Origin of the sequence: Paenibacillus xanthanilyticus (assembly GCF_042682185.1) — a bacterium.
Lineage (GTDB): Bacteria > Bacillota > Bacilli > Paenibacillales > Paenibacillaceae > Paenibacillus_Z > Paenibacillus_Z xanthanilyticus.
Window position 1 is genome coordinate 2,443,610 of sequence record NZ_JBHUHA010000001.1, and the last position, 20,479, is coordinate 2,464,088.

General features: G+C 58.7%; 14 protein-coding genes. 4 read left to right on the forward strand and 10 right to left on the reverse strand.

Going from position 1 to position 20,479, the window contains the following annotated elements; genetic code table 11:
• Nucleotide 1: 1 nt before the first annotated feature.
• Complete coding sequence (locus ACFSKT_RS10340; protein WP_377722655.1) at nucleotides 2–931, reverse strand: ABC transporter permease; 930 nt, start codon at nucleotides 929–931, stop codon at nucleotides 2–4.
• Between the two features lie 349 nt (nucleotides 932–1,280).
• Between ACFSKT_RS10340 and ACFSKT_RS10345 the strand changes: the two genes are divergently transcribed.
• From ACFSKT_RS10345 to ACFSKT_RS10360, 4 genes are all read left to right on the forward strand, one after another.
• A complete protein-coding gene (locus ACFSKT_RS10345) occupies nucleotides 1,281–3,029 on the forward strand; it encodes a sensor histidine kinase (RefSeq protein ID WP_377722656.1) in 1,749 nt (582 codons plus the stop codon).
• 2 nt (nucleotides 3,030–3,031) lie between these two features.
• Nucleotides 3,032–4,612, forward strand: a complete 1,581-nt coding sequence (locus ACFSKT_RS10350) for a response regulator transcription factor (RefSeq protein ID WP_377722657.1) — start codon at nucleotides 3,032–3,034, stop codon at nucleotides 4,610–4,612.
• 253 nt (nucleotides 4,613–4,865) lie between these two features.
• Nucleotides 4,866–5,723 carry a class II fructose-bisphosphate aldolase gene (locus ACFSKT_RS10355; protein WP_377722658.1) on the forward strand — a complete coding sequence of 286 codons (858 nt, stop codon included), beginning with the start codon at nucleotides 4,866–4,868 and terminating at the stop codon, nucleotides 5,721–5,723.
• Nucleotides 5,724–6,120: 397 nt separating this feature from the next.
• Entirely contained in the window at nucleotides 6,121–7,836 is a 1,716-nt protein-coding gene (locus ACFSKT_RS10360; protein WP_377722659.1) for a cellulase family glycosylhydrolase, read from the forward strand.
• A gap of 119 nt (nucleotides 7,837–7,955) precedes the next feature.
• On the opposite strand, the gene ACFSKT_RS10365 is transcribed toward ACFSKT_RS10360, so the two are convergent.
• From ACFSKT_RS10365 to ACFSKT_RS10405, 9 genes are all read right to left on the reverse strand, one after another.
• Entirely contained in the window at nucleotides 7,956–9,206 is a 1,251-nt protein-coding gene (locus ACFSKT_RS10365; RefSeq protein ID WP_377722660.1) for an extracellular solute-binding protein, read from the reverse strand.
• A complete protein-coding gene (locus tag ACFSKT_RS10370) occupies nucleotides 9,203–10,534 on the reverse strand; it encodes a GGDEF domain-containing protein (protein WP_377722661.1) in 1,332 nt (443 codons plus the stop codon). Before ACFSKT_RS10370 ends, ACFSKT_RS10365 begins: the two co-directional genes overlap by 4 nt.
• Before the next feature lie 162 nt (nucleotides 10,535–10,696).
• Complete coding sequence (locus ACFSKT_RS10375) at nucleotides 10,697–11,521, reverse strand: carbohydrate ABC transporter permease (RefSeq protein WP_377722662.1); 825 nt, start codon at nucleotides 11,519–11,521, stop codon at nucleotides 10,697–10,699.
• Nucleotides 11,514–12,410: a carbohydrate ABC transporter permease gene (locus ACFSKT_RS10380; protein WP_377722663.1), complete on the reverse strand. Its 897-nt coding sequence runs from the start codon at nucleotides 12,408–12,410 to the stop codon at nucleotides 11,514–11,516. Before ACFSKT_RS10380 ends, ACFSKT_RS10375 begins: the two co-directional genes overlap by 8 nt.
• A gap of 102 nt (nucleotides 12,411–12,512) precedes the next feature.
• Nucleotides 12,513–13,832 carry an ABC transporter substrate-binding protein gene (locus ACFSKT_RS10385; protein ID WP_377722664.1) on the reverse strand — a complete coding sequence of 440 codons (1,320 nt, stop codon included), beginning with the start codon at nucleotides 13,830–13,832 and terminating at the stop codon, nucleotides 12,513–12,515.
• Between the two features lie 144 nt (nucleotides 13,833–13,976).
• Nucleotides 13,977–15,782 (reverse strand): cache domain-containing sensor histidine kinase, encoded by a 1,806-nt coding sequence (locus tag ACFSKT_RS10390; protein ID WP_377722665.1) that lies wholly within the window; start codon nucleotides 15,780–15,782, stop codon nucleotides 13,977–13,979.
• A gap of 13 nt (nucleotides 15,783–15,795) precedes the next feature.
• Nucleotides 15,796–17,388: a response regulator transcription factor gene (locus ACFSKT_RS10395; RefSeq protein ID WP_377722666.1), complete on the reverse strand. Its 1,593-nt coding sequence runs from the start codon at nucleotides 17,386–17,388 to the stop codon at nucleotides 15,796–15,798.
• 188 nt (nucleotides 17,389–17,576) lie between these two features.
• On the reverse strand, nucleotides 17,577–18,257 hold the full coding sequence (locus ACFSKT_RS10400) for a response regulator transcription factor (RefSeq protein ID WP_377722667.1): 681 nt from the start codon (nucleotides 18,255–18,257) through the stop codon (nucleotides 17,577–17,579).
• Nucleotides 18,254–20,398: a GAF domain-containing sensor histidine kinase gene (locus tag ACFSKT_RS10405; RefSeq protein WP_377722668.1), complete on the reverse strand. Its 2,145-nt coding sequence runs from the start codon at nucleotides 20,396–20,398 to the stop codon at nucleotides 18,254–18,256. The genes ACFSKT_RS10400 and ACFSKT_RS10405 overlap by 4 nt, the downstream gene beginning before the upstream one ends.
• Nucleotides 20,399–20,479 lie beyond the last annotated feature (81 nt).

A 20,479-nucleotide genomic window follows, 5' to 3' on the forward strand; every position in this document is an offset into this window, starting at 1 on the left:
TTTACCAGAGACTTTGCCCGCTGTATCTTCGCGATACCCAATTGACCAGGATAAGCAGGACGAAATTAATGATCGTGTTGAACAGATTGATCGCCGAGGAGAAGCTGTACTGCGCGCTTAACAAGCCGATTTTGTACACGTAAGTCGAGATGACCTCGCTGCCGGAAATATTCAGATTGTTCTGCATCAGATACGCCTTCTCGAAGCCGACGCCGAGCAGTCCGCCCACGCGCAGAATAAGCAGCGTGATCGCCGTCGGGATGAGCATCGGAATGTCGATGTAGCGGATTTTCTGCCATCGGCTCGCCCCGTCCACCGTCGCGGCCTCGTATAAGCTCGGATCGACCGCCGACAGCGCCGCGATGTAGATGATGCTGTCCCAGCCGGTGTGCTGCCACACATCCGACCAGACGTACACGCTGCTGAACAGGCCCGCCGAACCCATGACGTTCGGGGCTTCCGCGCCGAACAAGCCGTAGAGATGCCCGATCAGCCCGTTGCCCGGGGAGAGCAGGATCATCATGAGCCCGACCATGACGACGGTCGAGATGAAGTGCGGCATGTAGGTGACGGTCTGGAACACGCGCTTAAAGTAGTTCTGCCGCATCTGATTGACCAGCAGCGCGAAGATGATCGGGATCGGAAACAATACGAAGCTGTACAGGCTGATGATGAGCGTATTCTTGATCGTGACCGAGAATTGATAGGAATGAAAATATTTCTCGAAGTACTTCAATCCCGCCCACGGGCTCCCGGATATGCCGAGCGCCGGGCTGAAATCCTTGAAGGCGATCACGACGCCGTACATCGGCTTGTAGGTGAAGCAAATCAGCAGCGTCACGGCCGGCAGCAGCAGCAGATACAGACCCCAGTTCCGGCCGATGCGAGCGAACGCGCGCTGCAGGCTTATATTCGGTTGGCTGGCTTTCAATACAATCCCCCTTCTCTCTTTTTCCGGAATGAAAGGCACCGCGCCGTTAAAGGATGTCGCTAGCCGTTTCACCTTGATAGTTCAAGTATAGAACGCCGCTTCGCCGTTATTTGGACTTCGTACGCGCGCTATCCGGACCTGTGCGGTCCCCGCACCCTTCGCCAACCTCGCGGCCGCCGCCGCGTCTGACGGAATTCGGACTTCTCCTGCCACTATCCGGACCTTTGCCGCCGCAAGCGGCAATTCGCGATAGGTTTTTCGATTAGCCAGCCTTATAATAGACCCTATCCATCAATTGAAACCGCTTTATTCAGAAATCAAGAGGCACCGGAAAGGAGCGCGCCGGCCTATGGCTAACCATGCGAAAGGCAAAACCTACCCGATCCAGCACTACGTCAAAATCATGCTCTTCATCTCGTTCTCCGCCCTCATCCTGGATTTCGCGATCAGCTTCGCCACGATCACGATCGTCAAGCAGCAGTCCTCGCGCTACTTGCGGGACACCGCGGATCTGTATATCAACCGGATCAACAAAGACTTCAACTATATCAATCACTTCATGGGCTGGACGCTCGCCAACGACGAGAACGTGGAGACGATGTCCGCGCTGGACGCGAACGACTATGCGTTCATTAAAGCCAACCGGAATTTATATAAGCGGTTCACCGAGCTTCAGAAATTTTACGGGGAGGACTATCATTTCTTCCTCTATCTGGACCAGCAGAACAAGCTGCTGAACAGCGCGCCCATCACCATGACCTATCCGCAATACCAGTCGCTCAAGCGGCAGATCGAGATTTACGTGCAGGACAAAAACTTATACGAGAAGTTCTACTCCAGATGGTCCACGCTCAATCTGAACGGAACCTATTACGTCCTGAACATCGTGCCTTACCATAACAGCTACATGATCTGTCTCATCGCGGCCAACGAGCTGATCGAGCCGCTGCGGCAGATCAATCTCGGCGAGCACGGGCTGGCCTCGCTCGTCGGCGAGCAGGGCGAATTCGTGACGAGTCCAAGCATGGCTCACGGGGACGACGAGGACAACGGAGACGCGGATTCGAAACCGTCCTTCCTGCTCGATATCCTGCAGACCCGGACGACGGTCGACGCCGAGTTCACGAACGCCTCGTTCCACGTGAACCTGGTCATTCAATTCGGCGCCTTCGAGAAAATCATGATCGCCCAGCTGCTGGTCGTGCTGCTCGCCGTCATTATCGCGTGCAATCTGTGCTTCATCCTGCTGTATTTCAAGAACAAGGTGCTCGGCCCCATCAAGAACTTCTCGTACAACTTGACCTGCTGGACGGAAGACGGCGAACCGATTGATATGGAGCATAGCAAAATCATCGAGCTGGAGAAGGCGAACAAACAGTTCCTTCATTTGGTGCGGCAGATCAAAGCGTACAAAATCGATATTTATGAACGCGAGCTGGAGAAGCAGCGAATCGCGCTCAACTACATGAAATTGCAAATCAAGCCGCATTTCTTCCTGAACTGCTTGACCACCATCTACAGCATGGCGCAAATGCAAATGCACGCGGAGATCGAGCGGATGACGTTATCGACGTCCCGCTATTTCCGCTACATTTTCCAAAACGAACAGGATTTCGTCCGGCTGGCCGACGAGCTCGAGCATGTCCGCATCTATCTCGAAATCCAGAAGCATCGTTACCGGGATGCGTTCGTCTACCGGATCGAGCAAGACGACGGCGCGGAAGGCGCCCGAATACCTCCGCTCGTGCTGCAAACCTTCATCGAGAACGCGATCAAGTATGCGGTATCCAGGGAGCAGGAGGTTCAAATCCGGGTACAGGTCGAGCGAAGCCGCGCGGAAGGAGAGGCCTGCACCGTCATCCGGATTACGGATACGGGACCCGGCTTCTCGCCGGAGGTGCTGGAGAAGCTGAACGAAGGCCAGCCGCTGGATCAAACGCTGGGCACGCAGATCGGCATTATGAATACCGTTCATCGGCTGGAGTACCTCTATCGCAAGCAAGCGACGGTCCGCTTCGGCAATCGGGAAGGCCGCGGCGCCAGCGTCACGCTGACGATTCCGGACCTGCCGGCCGAACCGCAAGAAAGGAGCGCCTGAACATGAACGTGCTGCTCGTCGACGACGACTATTTCGTCGTGACCGCGTTGGAGAAGAAGATCGATTGGACATCCCTGCGCATCGACGGCGTCTATACCGCGAACAACGTCGCCCAAGCACGGGAAATCATTAAGCAGCAGGAGATTCACGTCCTGATCTCGGATATCGAAATGCCCCAAGGGAGCGGCCTGGAGCTGCTTGCGTGGATTCGGGAGGAGAAATACAATGTGCAAACCATCTTCCTGACCAACTACGCGGATTTCAATTACGCGCAGAAGGCGATCGAGCTGCAAAGCTTCGAATATTTTCTGAAACCGATCGAGTTCGACAAGCTGATGCTGATCATTCAGAAGGCCGTGGCGAAGGCCAACGAGCAGCGGCATGCGGCGAAAGCGCAGCAGGAAGGCTACTTCTGGCAAAAGAATCAAAGCAAAATCGTGGAACACTTCTGGCGCAAGCTGGCCAGCTGCAGCAGCTCCGTCCCGATGAAGCCGGCCGCGATCGCGAATGCGGTCCAAGAGCAGCATCTCGACTATGGCATGACAGACCTATTCCAGCCGCTGCTGCTCAATCTGTTCCCTTATGACGGAAGCATGGGGAAGGAAGAGAAGGATCTGTTCGATTTCGCGCTGCTCAACGTGCTGGGCGAGCTGTTCCGGCATCCCGCCTTCGCGGTCGAAACGATGCTGGAGCATTCGCCCCGCAATTGGATCGCCGTCTTGAAATGGACGCAGCCGCCCGACGCCCGCCTGATCGAGGAGCTGTGCGCTTCCTTCATCCATCAGGCCAATCGCGCCCTCAAATGCGATGCCTGCTGCAACGTCGCGCCCGCCGGCGAGCTGGGCGGGATCGGCTCTATTCTGAAGCAGCTGCTGGACATGAACGAAACGGTTACTAAATCCCGTAATCGCATCCTGCACGTCTCCCGCGACCGCCTGACGGAGGATGCCGCTTACGCGCCGCCGGATTTGGCGCTGCTGGATGAGCTGCTCAACCACAACGAGCCGGCCGCCTTCCTAAACGAGACGAGCCGCTATATGAGAATGATGCCGAGCACGTCGGCCTTGAGCCGTTTCCGGCTTGATATCGTCCAGCTTGTCTACGCCTTCCTGAAAAATAAAGGCATCCCCGTCCATCAACTGTATACCGGCAAAACCCATGATCAGCTGCTCATGCAGTCGCTCAACTCGCTGGAGGACATGGAGGAATATTTGCGCTACTTGGTGAACACCGCCATGCAGTATCGGCATGGCGCCGCCGAGCCGACGTCCGTGGTCGAAGCCGTCAAGCAATTCATCCAATCCCATTACGGCCGCGATCTCACCCGCAACGCGCTGGCCGAGACCGTGTACCTGCATCCGGATTATTTGGCGCGGCTGTTCAAGAAAGAGACGGGCGTGTCGCTCGGCAGCTACGTCATCCAGACGCGCATCTCGGCGGCCAAGCTGCTGCTGGAGACGAGCAGGCACTCCGTCTACGCGATCGCAAGCAAAGTCGGCTACGACAACTACTCGTATTTCTCCAAGCTGTTCAAGCAGGTGGTCGGCTGCACGCCGAACGAGTATAAGAAAGTGAAACAATAACGACAAAGGCGCCTTCCCGCAATATTCGCGTAAAAGGCGCCTTTCGGCATATGATCGAGAATTACAATATTTCCGGCATCAAATGAAGGCATGCCGGCGCCGAAAAGCAGCCATTCGGGCTGTTTTTTCGCGTTTTTTAGGTTTTCGGGTGCATTTCTTGCCAGAATGATTCGATTTTTGACAGACAAATGAGTATAATAAACTGGGATAGGACAAGAATTCGTCTTTAAGTATCTTGAGGGAGGACTAGAAAATGGCATTGGTTTCGATGAAAGACATGCTGAACAAAGGTTTGAAGGAAGGTTATGCGGTTGGCCAGTTCAACATCAATAACCTGGAATGGACGCAAGCGATCCTCGCGGCAGCCGAAGAAGAGAAATCCCCGGTAATCCTGGGCGTCTCCGAAGGCGCTGCTCGTTATATGGGCGGCTTTACGGTTGTAACGGCAATCGTTAGATCCCTGGTCGAAGAAATGAAAATCACGGTACCGGTCGCGATCCACCTGGACCACGGCTCCAGCTTCGAGAAATGTAAAGCGGCGATCGACGCGGGCTTCACGTCCGTCATGATCGATGCTTCGCACGGTCCGTTCGAAGACAACGTCCGCATCACGAAGCAAGTCGTCGAATACGCGCACGAGCGCGGCGTTTCCGTTGAAGCCGAACTCGGTACGGTCGGCGGCCAAGAAGACGACGTCGTAGCTGACGGCGTTATCTACGCGGATCCGAAAGAGTGCAAAGAGCTCGTCGAGCGCACGGGCATCGACTGCCTCGCGCCAGCGCTTGGCTCCGTTCACGGCCCTTACAAAGGCGAACCGAAACTGGGCTTCAAAGAAATGGAAGAAATCTGTCAAACGATCAACCTGCCGCTCGTTCTTCACGGCGGAACAGGCATCCCGACGGAGCACATCAAACGCGCCGTATCCCTGGGTACAGCGAAAATCAACGTCAACACCGAGAACCAAATGTCCTTCACGAAAGTCGCGCGCGAAATCCTGACGAAAGACCTGGAAGTTTACGATCCGCGTAAATTCCTGGCGCCAGGCCGCGACGCGATCAAAGCAACGGTTATCGGCAAAATGCGCGAGTTCGGTTCGTCCGGCAAAGCGTAATACACATAGAAGACAAGAAGACCGGACACGCGCTGTCCGGTCTTTTTTTGTTCGCGGCATGCTGCGATCTCAAATTGGAACGCAAACCAATCCGCTTCGGCTGAATGCTGCATTCTCAATCTTTGGATTGAGAACGCAAACCAATCCGCCTTTTGTTCGCGGAATGCTGCATTCCCAATCTTCCGATTGTGAACGCAAACCAATCCGCCTCGGCTGAATGCTGCATTCTCAATCTTTGGATTGAGAACGCAAACCAATCAGCCTTTTGCCACTAATTTCCTCATGAAATACGGCCTAATTGTCCGGGTGTCGGGTCCTTCGCGCGCTGTGCTATAGTTTCAATTGACAACGCTTACATACCGGATGACGACATTTTATCAAGGAGGTTTATCGAATCATGCCATTGCTTCGCAGACCTAGACACCTGCTCGTCCTCACCCTTCTTCTTCTTGTCGCCATGCTCACCCCGGCCGTCGCTTCCGCCTCGGACGACGCCGAGCGGGGGCAAGAGCGCGCCAGCAGCATCCAGTCCTACGTCAAGAAAATGCAGCCGGGCTGGAATCTCGGCAATACGTTCGACGCCACCGGCGCGGACGAGACCTCCTGGGGCAACCCGCGCGTGACCAAGGCGCAAATTAAAGCCATTGCCAAACAAGGCTTCAACAGCATTCGCATCCCGATCACCTGGCAGCAGCGCATGGGCGCCGCGCCGGACTATACGATCGATCCCGCCTTCCTGGACCGCGTCGAAGAAGTCGTCGGCTGGTCGCTGGACGAAGGGCTATACGTCATGATCAACCTTCACCACGATTCCTGGCTGTGGGTGACAAACATGGGCACCGCGCACGACGAGGTGCTCGCGCGCTATAATGCCGCATGGACCCAGATTGCCGACCGGTTCAAGAACTACGGGGCCAAGCTTTCGTTCGAAAGCATCAACGAGCCGCGCTTCAGCAGCGGCTGGGGCGAAGATTCGTCCGCGTTCTTCACGTATTTGGCCGAGCTGAACACATCCTTCCATGAGATCGTCCGCGGCTCCGGCGGCAAGAACGACGTCCGTCCGCTCGTGCTGCCGACGCTCGAGACGAACGCCAACCAGGACCGGCTCGATCAATTGTATGGCACGATCCAAAGCCTGAACGACCCGAATCTGATCGCGACCGTCCACTATTACGGTTTCTGGCCGTTCAGCGTGAATATCGCCGGCTTCACCCGCTTCGAAGAGCAGACGCAGAAGGATATTACCGACACGTTCGACCGCGTCTACAATACGTTCGTGGCCAAAGGCATTCCGGTCATCCTCGGCGAATTCGGCCTGCTTGGATTCGACAAGAACACCGGCACGATCGAACAAGGCGAGAAGCTGAAGTTTTTCGAGTTTCTGATCGACTACTTGAATCAGAAGAACATTACTCACATGCTGTGGGATAACGGCCAGCATTTCGACCGGTTGAAGCTGACGTGGAAGGATCAGCAGCTGTTCGATCTCATGAAAGCGAGCTGGAAAGGCCGTTCCGCGACCGCCGCGAGCGATCTGATCTTCCTGAAGCAAGGCGCGGACCTCCAGGACGCGTCCGTGACGCTGAACTTGAACGGCAACAAGCTGTCCGCGATCCGCGCGGACAAGGAGAAGCTGAAGAAAGGCAAAGACTACGAGCTGAATGGCGATACGTTAACGTTCAAGTCCGCCCTGCTGAAGAGGCTGACCGCCTCCGGCAAGCTGGGCGAGAACGCCGAGCTGGTCGCCGAATTCAACAAAGGCGCGGATTGGACGTTCGACGTGATCGCGTACAACACGCCGACGCTCGCAAGCGCCGAAGGCACGACCGAAAGCTTCGCGATTCCGACGGTCTTCAATGGCGATCGCCTCGCCACGATGGAAGCCGTCTATGCCGCAGGCGGCAACGCCGGACCGCAGAATTGGACCTCGTTCAAAGAATTCGGCTACGCGTTCTCGCCGGATTACGCGGCGGGCACTATCATCCTGCCCGCGAACTTCTTCAATGAGGTTAGCGACGGCGTCGTGAACCTGAAGCTCCACTTCTGGAGCGGCGAGATCGTCAACTACACGATTACGAAGCAAGGTGCGAGCGTGACGGGAACGGCCTCTTAGTTCCCTAAATCGACGAAACACCCGAAGGGCGAGCCGACTTGGCTCGCCCTTGCTGTACTATATGAAGTAAATCGCCACTCGCAAGCCAGCCGTCGTGATCGGCTGGTTTCTTCTTGCTCCTAATTCATCAGCTCCTCCCACGCTTTCTCGATCTCCCTGACCCCCGTATCAACCGTCTCTTTGCCAAGCAGCATCGCATTCAGTTGGTGCGTAAAGTCCATGAACAGCTTTGCCGCCTCGGGTATGGACGGCACGGCTTTCGCCGTCGCTAGCTGTTTCATGAAGCCCTGCACGATGCGATCCTTCGCCAGACGCGTGTCGGCATAAGCGGCGGTTTGCGTCGGCAGCGTCTTGAAAGCCAGGCTCTGCCGCACCTGCGTCTCGCTGTCCGTTAAATAAGCGATCAATTCCATGCTTTCCTTCGGATGCTGGCTGTACTTGTTGATGACCAGGCTGTGACCGCCGATCGGCGAGCCTTGACCGCCCGGTCCCTTCGGCATCGGCGCGATGCCGAGATAGTCGTTCGATCTGAATTGTCCGCCCGTCGACAGGATGTCCCCAATCGCCCAGGGGCCGTTCATGATCATGGCGGATTTGCCGCTCGTAAAGTCGCCGATCATCCGGCTGTACCAATCCGTGAAATCCGCGTAGGGCTGCGTTACGCCTTCCTGGCGAAGACGGACCATGAAGGCCAGCGCGCGCCTTGAATTGTCGGACGCGATCTCGATCTCGCCTTCTTCCGTGAGCATCCCGCCGCCGAAGGCCCATAGGTAAGGCAGGGCATAGTAGGAGTCTTCCGAGACGAACAGCCCGTACCGGCCGCCCCCGGTCAGCTTCTTCGCCATGACCAGCAGCTCGTCCATCGTAGCCGGCGGCGAGGTAAAGCCCGCTTCGCTCAGCAGCCGCTTGTTGTACAGCAAGGCCGGTACCTCCATGACCGAAGGCAGTCCGTACAACCGCCCTTCGTACAACAGCGGGTCGATCGCGGAAGCTGAGAAGCCGCCCCACCGGGATGCCGGCGCCAGCTCGTCCAGCGGATACAAAATGTCGAGATCCGCATATTCGGGCACCCACGAGTTGTCCGCGCGGAAGACGTCCACCGTCTGATCGCCAAGCACCGCCGTCTTGAATTCGTTCGTGGCGAACGGGAATTCATGCTGCTCCACCCTCACCTGAATGCCGGGATGGTCCTCCATGAATGCTTCGATCCGGTTGCGGAAGAAAGTTGTCTGCGCTTGGTCGGTCGTCGTCCAGAACACGAGCTGAACGGGCTCGTCGGATTCGCCGGCGCCAGAGCAGGAAACAAGCGGCAGTACGATCAACGCGATGGCGGTCAGCCATGCCGACAAGCGCGCTCCGCGTTTCGTCATGATGGTTCTCCCCCTCCTTGGCCGGCGTCCGCCGGCGCGTAGAGGCGAATCCGGTTGCGGCCGCTCTCTTTGGCCGCATACAGCGCTTGGTCGGCTTCGAAGAGCAACAGGTGCGGATGCTCCAGCTCATGCGCCGGCGCGGTCGAGACGCCGATGCTCACCGTCACCATGTCGCTCACCTCGGAGCGGACATGCGGAATTCGCCGTGCGGCCAGCGCTTCTTGTATGCGGGATGCTGCGCGGAAGGCGTCCGCCTGATCTTGATCCGGAAGCAGCACCACGAATTCTTCGCCCCCGTAGCGCGCCGCCATCTCCCCCGGACCGACCTGCTCCTGCACGATCGCGGCCACCTGCTTCAAGCATTCGTCGCCCGCCTGATGACCGTAGTGGTCGTTATATCGCTTGAAGTAATCGATGTCGAACAGAATGAGCGAGAGCGGCTTCGCTTCCTGGGCGAGACGCCGCCATTCCCGCTCCAGCGTTTCGTCATAGCATCGGCGATTCGGGATTCCCGTCAGCGGGTCCCGGCTTGAAATTTGGGTCAGAAAAGCGTTCGAGTCGATCACGGTCCGCAGCGAATGCGTCATCCGGTTGAACGCCTCCGCCAGCTCGCGCAGCTCGTCGCGTCCCCGGAAGCTTAAATCGGCCACCTGCAGATCGCCTTCCGCCACCTTCTGCGCCGACGATTTGAGCAGCCGGATGCGGTGCACGAGGTAGTTGGACAGCAGATATGCGATGAGCAGCGACAGCGCGAACGCGGAGCCGGCCATCGTATAGTTCACCTTAAGAATCAGCTTGCCGCTGTCGCGGATTTCGCGGTTGTTCCGAACCACCCGCGCCTGCTCGTTCTTGAAGAACGCATGCAGCGCGAACGCGATGGGGTCGAAGCTATCCTTCGCGTACGCTTCCCGCGCCTGCTCGGCCTCCCCTTGTATTTTAAGCGCCATCGTCCTACGCTTGTCCGTTACATAGTCCGCCCACATTTCCTTGAAGCGCTGGATTTGGGCGAGGCCTTGCTTATCGCTGGTCGTCTCGGTCAGCCGCTTCAGCTCCGCGTTCACATATCGCACGTTCGAACTGAATCTCGAGTCGTAATCCGCTTCGAGGTAGCCGGGCGCGAGCAGATAATGCGCGCCGTTGTCGTTCGCCGCGCGGGCGAACAAATTCAGCCGCTGGAGCACCTCCATCCGCTTGCCCGATTCGCCGCTCTCGTTCGTCAGCTCCACCATCCGCCCGGATAGATAGGCCGACAAAATAACGGTCGCGACAAATAGCGCGATAATGGCGCTGAAGCTTAAGTATAATTTCTTGCGCAACGTCAGTGCCAAGCTGCCAACCTCCGGTCGTTGATCGCGCCTTTTCATTCCGAAACCTTACTAGTGTGCTTTCAATCCGCTCCGCTCATTCCCAAAAGGTGGATTTTGATCAAGTAGAATGCCAAAAAACCGCCTCCCGTTAATGGAAAGCGGCTCTGACGCTCGAGACGAACGTTATTTGACCGACCCGATCATCCCCGCCACGAAGTGCTTCTGCATCAGGAAGAAGACGAGCGCCGTCGGCAAGGTCGCGATGACGATCGCGGTCATGATGACCCCGTAGTCCGGGGAGTAACCGGAGCCGAGATTGGAGATCAGGAGCGGAATGGTTTTGTTCTCCTCCGACTGCAGGACGATGAGCGGCCACAGATAATTGTTCCAGCTCGACATGAACGTGATGATCGCCGCGGCGGCGTAGGTCGTCTTCATCGTCGGCACGTAGATGCGGAAGAAGACGCCCAGCTCGCTCAGGCCGTCCATGCGACCCGCTTCGAGCATATCCTTCGGGAACATCTTCGTGCTCTGGCGGAAGAAGAAGATGAGGAACGCGGTCGTCATCGTCGGCAGCACGACGGATGCGGCCGTATCGATCCCGATGCCGGGCGCATGCTGCGACAGCGTCGCGAACATCCGGTACAGCGGCACCATGAGCGCGGCGAACGGGATCATCATCGACAGCAGCAGAATGTTGAACACGATATCCTTCGCGCGGCTCCGGTAGATCTCGAAGCCGTAGCCGGCTAGCGAACCGATCAAGAGCGCCAGCAGCGTCGTCGTGATCGAGATCTTGGCCGAGTTGAGCAAGGCGGGCACGAGATCGACCGTATCGAGCAGCCGCTTCACGTTGCCAGTCAGCTCGCCGCCGGGGAGCAGCCGGCCCTTGGTCACGTCGACCGATTTGTTCGTCGTGCTGACGAGCATCCACAGGAACGGGAAAATCGAAACGACGGCGGCGATAATCAAGAACCCATAGGCGAACGCCCGTCTCAGCTTAGGCATGCTTATCACCTGCCGCTTTGAATTGGAGGAACGAGAAGACGACGATCAACGCCACGATCGAATACGAGACGGTAGCCGCGTAGCCGAAGTCCGGCGTGTATTTGAACGAAAGGTTGTAGATATATTGGGAGATCGTCGTCGTCGCGCTCCCCGGCCCGCCTTTCGTAATGTTCATGACCTCGTCGAACAGCTGAAGCGTGCCGATCGTCGACGTGATCGACGTGAACAGAATGATCGGCTTGAGCATCGGAATGGTAATGCGGAAGAACTGCGCCATGGACGAAGCGCCGTCGATGCGGGCGGCCTCGTAGATCGCATGGTCGATATTTTGCAGCGCGGACAAATAGAAAATCATGTTGTAGCCCGTCCAGCGCCACGTAATCGCGATGATGATCGTGATTTTCGCCCAGAAGGGGTCGGTAATCCAGCCGATCGGCTCCGAGATAAGCGACAGCTTCATCAGCATCACATTGACGAGGCCGTCCTGGCCGAACAAATATTTGAACACGACGGAGTAAGCGACGAGCGACGTGACGCAGGGCAGGAAGATCGCCGTCCGGAAGAAGCCTTTGAATTTCAAGTGCTTATCGTTCAGCAGCACGGAGATGACCAGCGCGAGCATGATCATGACCGGCACCTGGACGATGAGATAGACGAACGTGTTCTTGACCGCGGTTATGAACGTCGAATCCGCGAATAGGCGCTTGTAGTTCGCAAGGCCGGCGAAGCTCAGGTTCGTTCCCTTCCCGCTCTGCAGCGACAGCAGGAACGCCTGGATCATCGGATAAAAGTAGAAGGCGGCGATCAGCACGACGGGCAAGACGACGAATGCCCAGCCGACCGCGCTCGCCTTTCGCTGCATGCTCATGGCGGGTCTGGCAGCTCTCATAAGATTCTCTCCTCTCGGCCGGCGTCGGCAGCCGCGCGCCGGGACTTGCGCCCCAGGCACGGCTTGCCAATGCCGGTGTGCTAGCGGGAATGCCGGCGCGCTTTACTGGGTCTGCGCCTCCGCTTGCTGCTGCGCGTCCTTCAGCACGTCGTCGATCGCCTTGCCGCTCAGGAAATTCTGCATTTCAACGACGAGGATGTCTTCGATCGCATACGTGCTGGAGCCGTAGTTGACCCGCGGGATCGAATCGGTCCATTTCGCGAAGTCCGCGATCGTCTTCTGACCAGCATAGTAAGGGTCGGCCGCCTCGTACGCCGCGCCGCTCGCCGCCGGCGAATACGTGCCGATCGCACCGATGTCGGTGACGAGCTGCTGATAAAAGTCGACGTTCGCGCCGAACGTCTTCGCGAGGAAATCGGCCGCCGTCTCTTTGCCTTCTACGTTCAGCACATACCAGGAGCTGCCGCCGAGGTTGGACGCGTTCACCGTGTCCGGCTGGCCGGCCAGTCTCGGGATCGGCACGACCGCCCATTTGCCGGACTGCGACGCTTCGGCCTTGATCGAGGCGTTGATCCAGTTGCCGGTCGGCACGGACGCCACTTCGCCGCTGTTGAAGTTCGCCAGGAATTGGCTCCAGTCGGAATGCGGCTTCACGATGTCCGCTTCCATAATGCGCTTGTAGACGTCGAACGCTTCCTTCAGCGCCGCGTTACCCGCCAGATACGGCGCTTTGCCGTCCTTGTCCATGTACCAGGAGCCGGCCGTCTGGATCATGATGCGAATGATGCCGAGGTCGTTCGGGTCCAAGCTGATCATCGGCTTGCCCGTCGCTTCCTTGACCTTCTTGCCGATCTCGATGAAGTCGTCCCACGTCAAATTTTGCAGGTCGGCGACTTTATACCCCGCTTGCTCGAGGTAGTCCGTCCGCACGAACAGTCCCGTGACGCCGGAATCGAACGGCAGGCCGTAGTTTTTGCCGTCCAGGCTGGTCGGCCCGATTTTGTACTGCGCGAAATCGTCGGCCTTGAACGTGCCCGTCAGCTCGTGGAACATGTCCGGGAACGCCTGCAGGAAGCTCTGCGACCGGTAATCCTCGATGAGGACGATGTTCGGCAGTCCTTTGGTCGTGCCCGAGCCGAGGCTCGTGTTCAGCTTCTGCACGACGTCCTCCTGCGCGTTCTCGACGATGTTCAGCTTGAAATCGGGATGATCCTTCTTGTACAGCTCGGCCGCGATATTAAGCGCCTTGATGTTGAAGTTCTTATCCCACGCCCAGACGGTCACCTCCGAGCCGCTCGCCGGCGCGTTCCCGCCGCCCGCAGCCCCCTCGTTCGTTCCTCCCGCTCCGTTGTTCGTATTCGATGCGCATGCGCTGAGCAGCAGCATCCCGGATAACAGCACCGTCGCCAACTTCTTCTTCATCCATCTTCCCCCTGTCGAAAGCATAATGAAAGCGGTTACTTATTGACAACGTCATCGTATCATCCCGCCTTCGGCGACCGTTAGGAATATCTTTGAACGGAATTGGACTATTATCGTCTCTCTTCTGTCCGTACAGGTCCGTCCCTAGGAAGATTGTTGGAAACTGGCATTATCTTCAGGTTCGCGCAGGAAAGGCAAGCGAATGCGCACCTGCGTGCCCTGTCCCGGCTCGCTCGCGATCGTGATGCCGTACGGCTCTCCGTACAGCAGCTTCAGCCGGTCGTTCACGTTGCTCACGCCGATGCCGGTGAACAGCTGCCGGCTGCTGGATGCCTTCGGCAGCTTGCTTCCGTCGCCGCGCTCCATGCCGTCGCCGTTGTCGGCGATTTCGCAGACGAGGTCGCCGCCTTCCCGGGCGATGAGCACGTAGATGTACCCCTCCTGCTTGGCATTGAACGCATGGAAGAACGAGTTCTCGATGAACGGCTGGATAATCAGCTTCGGCACATGCGCCTCCATGCAATCCGGCGCGACGAAATAATTGACCTTGATCCGCTCGCCGTACCGGACCTGATTGATGAAGACGTAGCTTTTCAAATTGTCCAGCTCTTGTTCGATGCTCACCGTCTCGCTGACATTGCCGATCGCGTTCTGCAGCAGCGCGATGAGCGCGTTGATCGTCTCCGCCGCCTTCTCCCGGCTGCCCTGCTGCACCATGATTTTGATCGAGGCGAGCGTGTTGTACAGGAAATGCGGGTTAATCTGCCGCTGCAGCGCCGCAAGCTCCGCATTGCGCTGCTTCTTCTGCGTCTTCACCAGCTCGTCGACATAGACGTGCAGCTCGTCGAGCATGAAGTTGAACGCGTGCGCCAGCTGACGCGTCTCGAAGCTGCCGCTCACCGCGACGTAATGATGGAAGTCGTACTTGGAGATGTTCGAGATTTGCTTCACGAGCCGCGTCAGAGACCGGGTCAACCGGCGGAAGATAAGAAACACGATGATGAGCGCGACGCCGACGATCGCGATGCAGATGAGGGCGATCGACTTCGTATCGATCAGCTGCCCGAGCGCCCATTGCTTATCGATCAGATTGACGACATGCATGTCGTAGAAGGACAGGTAATCGGCCAGGATAATGTTGTCCTTGTCCATGAACCGCGCGTCCTTGTAGTCAAGGCCCCGCTTCTCGATATCGCGCGCGTGGCCGAGCAGCTCGGGCGCCCGCTGTCCGATCAGCTCCTCGCGGTCGCTCGAGACGATGACGCCGTCTTTGCTCAGCACGACCACATGATTGCCCTCGCTCGTATAGCTCTCGTAATAGCGCTTGAACCGGCTCTCTTTCATGACGAGGTACATCACGCCGTATATTTTCCCGCTGGAGCGTTCCATCAGCGCCTTCGTCGCGGCGATGATCGGCTCCCGCTCGCCGTTCTCGTTCTCCAGCCCGTCGCTGTATTGGTAGAGCAGCCGCCTTGGCTGCGCTTTGGCGGCGGCCGTCATCGGCTCGCGCTTCAGCGCCTCGTCGGCGATCGGCCAGTTTTCCCGCTTCGTCGCGAAGACGCGTCCGTTCGCGCCGCTGATGCTGATGTCGATCTCGAACGCGTCCACGTTATAGGCGATTTGATTCATCTGCTTGTTCATGTTGTAGTAGGTTTTGGACATCGCCAGCGAGCTGCCGCCCCCTTCGGTCAGAAACTGCTTCACCGTGCCGCTCTGCTGAATGTTGTTGACGGCCGTGACGACCGCGGTATTCAGCGATTCGAAGCCGGATTTGATCTGACCGATGACCTTCGCGTTCGTAATGCTGAACGTATTGATGAACAGCCGCTCGGAAATCCGAATCGTCGTCCACGAGACCGAGACGGACACGGCGATGATGCTGACGACAAGAATGATGAACATTTTCAGGAAGAGGCCGTGGTATTTGAGCCGCGCAAGGTATCGTTTCATCCGCGCCACTTCCCTACGACAGCGGCTGGCGCCTATAGCTGCTCGGCGACAATCCCGTCAGTTTCTTGAATACTTTGCAGAAATAACTATGATCCGAGTAGCCGACCAGACCGCTGATCTCGTTGATCGGCAGATCGCCCTCGCGCAGCAGGACCGCCGCCTTGCCGATGCGAATCTTGTTCAAGTGCCCGGCAAACCCATCCGGATTGTGGGCGCTGAAGATGCTCGACAGATACGACGGGTTGAAGTGAAAATGCTTCGCCATCTCCTTCAGCGTCAGCGGCTCGGCATAGTGCGCCTCCATATAGTCGAGCAGCCGTTTCATGTTTGCGCTTCCCGTCCCGCCGTCGGCCGCCGCCGGAGCGGCGCTCGCCGCGCGAATCGCCTCCTCCACGAACTCGAACAGCCGCCGCGCGGCCTCCTGGGCGCAGCGCGCTTCGTTGATCGCGTTGAACGACGCGAACTTGATGCGCTCGAGCGGCTTCACGTCGTACCCCGCGTTGCCCAGCAGGACGATAATGTTGAAGATGATGTTGCTCAGGAACGACTTGTACTCGAACGCGTCCATCGTATAGGAGACGCTGATCGCATCGACATGTTTGCGCAGCTGGCCGAACGCGGACTCGAATTGGCGGCGGGCCAAGTCCGCCGCGAACCGGTCCAGGGGGAACGTAGGCGCAGCCCGCCCGGATGCGGGGAGCTTGCCCGACTCGAGCAATCGCAGCTCCGGGAAATAAAATCCGGCCTCCAGCAGCTCCCGGAGCCGGCCGCGATACATCTCGCCCAAGCTCCGAAAATCTTGGAACGGCTCCGTCAGCGCGACGAAGGCAAGCGGCGCGGCTTCGCGTACGGCTGCCGCGGCCGATTCCGCCAAGGCCGCCGCCTCTCGCTCCGCCTGCGCGGCATCGTAGTTCAGCACGACGAGCGCGACGTTCGGTTCTGCTTGAACCGCGTAGATTCGAATGCCTGCCGCATCGGAGCCCGAAGCCCCGGACGCGCAAGCGGCACTCTCCGTCAATGCCTTCAGCGCCGCCTCGCCTTCGCTCTGCCGCCCATGCGCCGGCCATTCCGAGCCGAGCAGACGGAACGCGCTGTGCGGGAATGTCCGGCGAATGGCTTCCGGATCGCATTCCATCTCATAGCCGGCGATCATGCGCTCGATCTCCCGCCGGATATCCGGGCTGTCCTCTCGCTCGGCGTCCACCTGGCGCAGCGAGCCGATGCGGCCCGCGGTCTTGCGCAGCACGCCGAGCAGCTCTTCCGTCGCAAGCTTCGGCTTGAGGATATAGTCGGCCACGCCGCTCTGGAACGTCGCCCGCACGTAATCGAAGTCGCCGAAGCTGCTCAGCACAACGACCTCGATGCCAGGATACGACGCTTTGACGGCTTGGGTCAGCTCGTTGCCGTCCATGACCGGCATGACAATGTCGGTCAGCACGATATGCGGCCGCACCTTCTCGATCAGCTCCAGCGCCTCCTTGCCGTTGCCCGCCTCCCCCGCGATGCTGAAGCCCTCCTGCTCCCAATTCATATAATGTTTAATGCCCTGCCGGATCAAGATCTCGTCGTCCACGATCAACACTTTGCACAGCTCTCTCGCCGCCATCGCTATCTCCTCCGTATCGGAACCTGTCTAGTTTATTGTTTTTTGGTTGTAACCGCATACATACTGTACTACAGGCCGGCCCGGATTGGATAGTTCGGTCGCTTTTCGCGGATATCCAATGCGAAAAGGCCGCTCCGCGGCGGCCCTTCATCTCATCGCTATTTTCCGTTCGTCGCTCCCGCTTGCGCTTACCCCAGCCGTCCCGGCTGCGGCATCGTCCTCGACTGCTCGACCAGCTTGCGCGCCTCGTGCCGATCGAGCACCTGCAGCTTGTTCAGGATGTTCGAGACATTGTTCGCGACCGTCTTGGCGCTAATGTGCAGGCGAGCCGCGATCTGCGCGTTCGTCTCGCCGCCGGCGATGCACTGCAGAATGTCCGCTTCCCGGCGCGTCAGCTCGGCGAACAGCGGGTTGGCGGACAAGCCGCCGATCCCGGCCGGTTCCGGCGCGGAAGGCGCCGCGAAATAATGCATCATCCGCTCGGCGATCTCCGTGCTGAACACCGCGCAGCCGCTGCCGACCATCCGGATCGCCTGCAGCAGCTCCTCCTCGTCGGCATCCTTCAGCACGTAGCCTTTGGCCCCGACGCGCATCGCGGTGAAGACCGACTGGTCGTCCCGGTACATGGTCAGGATCAGAATATTGATCGACGGGTACTGCTCCTTGATCACTTGCGTCGCTTCGATGCCGTTCATCCCCGGCATCCGGATATCCATCAGGATCAAATCCGGCATCAGCTTCTCCGCCTGCGCGACCGCTTCTTCGCCGGTGGCCGCTTCTCCGACGACCTCCATGCCGTCGATCGTCGCCAGCAGGCTGCGCACCCCGTTCCGAAACATCGGGTGATCCTCGGCTATCACGATTCTCATGCCAGCTTCTCTCCTTTATCCTTGCTTGCTTCCGCCTGATTCAGCGGCAGCTGCGCCCATACCCGCATGCCGCCCGTCTCCAGCCGTTCGAAGCCGCATTCGCCGCCGATCTCGGCCGCGCGCTCCCGCATCGACATCAGCCCGATGCCGCTCGACATCCCCGACCAAATCGGATGCTGCGGATTGCTCGCGCCGTCGTCCGAAATCTCGACGTACAGCCACCCCCGCTCCAAAACGGCCAGCTGCACCCGGCACAGGGATGCGTTGGCGTGCTTGACCGTATTCACCATCGATTCGGTCACGATGCGGTAGACGGCGACCTCCACCGCCGCCCGCAGCGCCGGCAGCGTGCCGTCCACGTCCAGCTCGAAGCGCAGCGGCTTCGCGCTCTCCTCCCCGGCCAGCAGCAGGGCAGGCTTGCTCAGCTCGTCCATGCGGGTGCGGATCGCCCCGATGAGTCCCAGCTCGTCGAGCGCCGGCGGGCGCAGATCGTGCACGAGCACGCGAATATCGCCGACCGTGGAGCGGATCGTCTGCCGAAGCTCATCCAGCATCGCGATCGCCGCGGCGGGATCCCGCTCGACGAATTTGCGGGCGGTCGCCGCGTTGAGCGCGAGCGCGGCCAGCCGCGGCGCCAGGTCGTCGTGCAAATTGTTGCGAATCTGCCGCCGCTCTTCTTCCCGGGCGAGCACCAGCTTCTCCCGAGACTCCTGCAGATCCTCGGCCAGCTTGCGCATCGCATGGAGCATGTCGGCATTGTTGACGAGCGGACCGGCATGGCGCAGCAGCACTTCCAAGAACAAATTATCTTCGGCGGAGAACGACTCGCCCGGGGATCGGCTGGCGGCATACACCGTGCCGAGCGTCCGTCCGCGGTGAACGACGGGGAACGCCTGCAGCTCATGCTGCCCGCGGCCTTCGCCTGCTTCCGCAATGACCGTCTCCTGCCCCTCGACGCCGATCGTGACGCCGACGTACGGCAGACGGAGCGCTTCCTTGACCTTGCCCGCGATCACCTCGAGCATCGCCTCCGGCGCGAGCGGCTCCGCCATCTGGACCCCCAGCTCGAGCAAAACGGCGTAAGGATCGTCGTGCCTGCCTTTGAGCATTCGATTCACCTGCCGCTGCAGCCATTCCTTAATCGGCGCGAACACGACCGCCACAAGCGCGGTGACGATGAACGAGACGATGAGCGGGTTCCAATTGCTCAGCACTTTGCCCAAATACAACACCGCCGCTGCGTACAACAGGACGATGGTGAGCGTGAGCGCCCCGTACACGATCGTGCGGTTAACGAGCGGGTTGATATCCCACAGCCGCCGTCTTAACAGGGCAAGCGTCAGCGTAATCGGCAGGGCGGTTAGCGTCACGTGCAGCGCGGCGTTCAGCCAAATGAACATGATCGCCGTACCATCGTTCACGACGGGACTGAACATGAGCGTGATGATGGCAAATCCGATGAACATAATCGTGACGCCATACACGACCCATTTCGTCTGCTGCCGCTGCTCAGGCGTGGAGACATTGCGGAACCGGTGCACTTGCGAATAGATGAGCAGCGACACCGTGGACAAGAACCAGACGAACTGGGAAGCGACCGGCAGGCCATAGTACGCCCACATGCTGCCGTCGGTAAAAAGGTTCGCGAGATTCTGAATCACGATTAGAACGAAGGCGTAGCGGCTCCAGCGCGGCACGAATGCGCCGTTCGGGAAGAGCAGGCAGAACAGCGAAATCGCCGTCCACGCGACCGTCGAGACGCCCAGGAACCACATTTTTAGCAGCGGCGTGCCTTCCGAGCCGACGAAAGACAATGAAGGGAAGGTCGTGCCGAAGGCGACGAGCGCGAGCGCGCCCAGCAGTCCCATCGGCTCGCGGCCGCCTTTCCATAGAATGATGGCCGCCGACGCGTAGAACAGCATCGTGAAGGAGACGTCGATCAGCACGAGCCACAGCGCCGTCTGCTGGACCGATACACCGCCGGGCTCCATCTCGAGCACAGGCACCGACAAGCCGCATCCTGATGTAATGCAGCGGTCGATTAAGGCATGGTAATAATCTGGTATGCAATTGATGTAGAGCGCTGCCGTCGAGAGGAAGAAGACGGTGACGAGCAGCATATAGATTCGCGTCGTTTTCATGGCTTCATTATAGCGCGGTTGTTGGAGGGTGAATATGCCAAAATCGCGTTTTCCCGGGTCATGCCCGGTTTTCCCGATTTC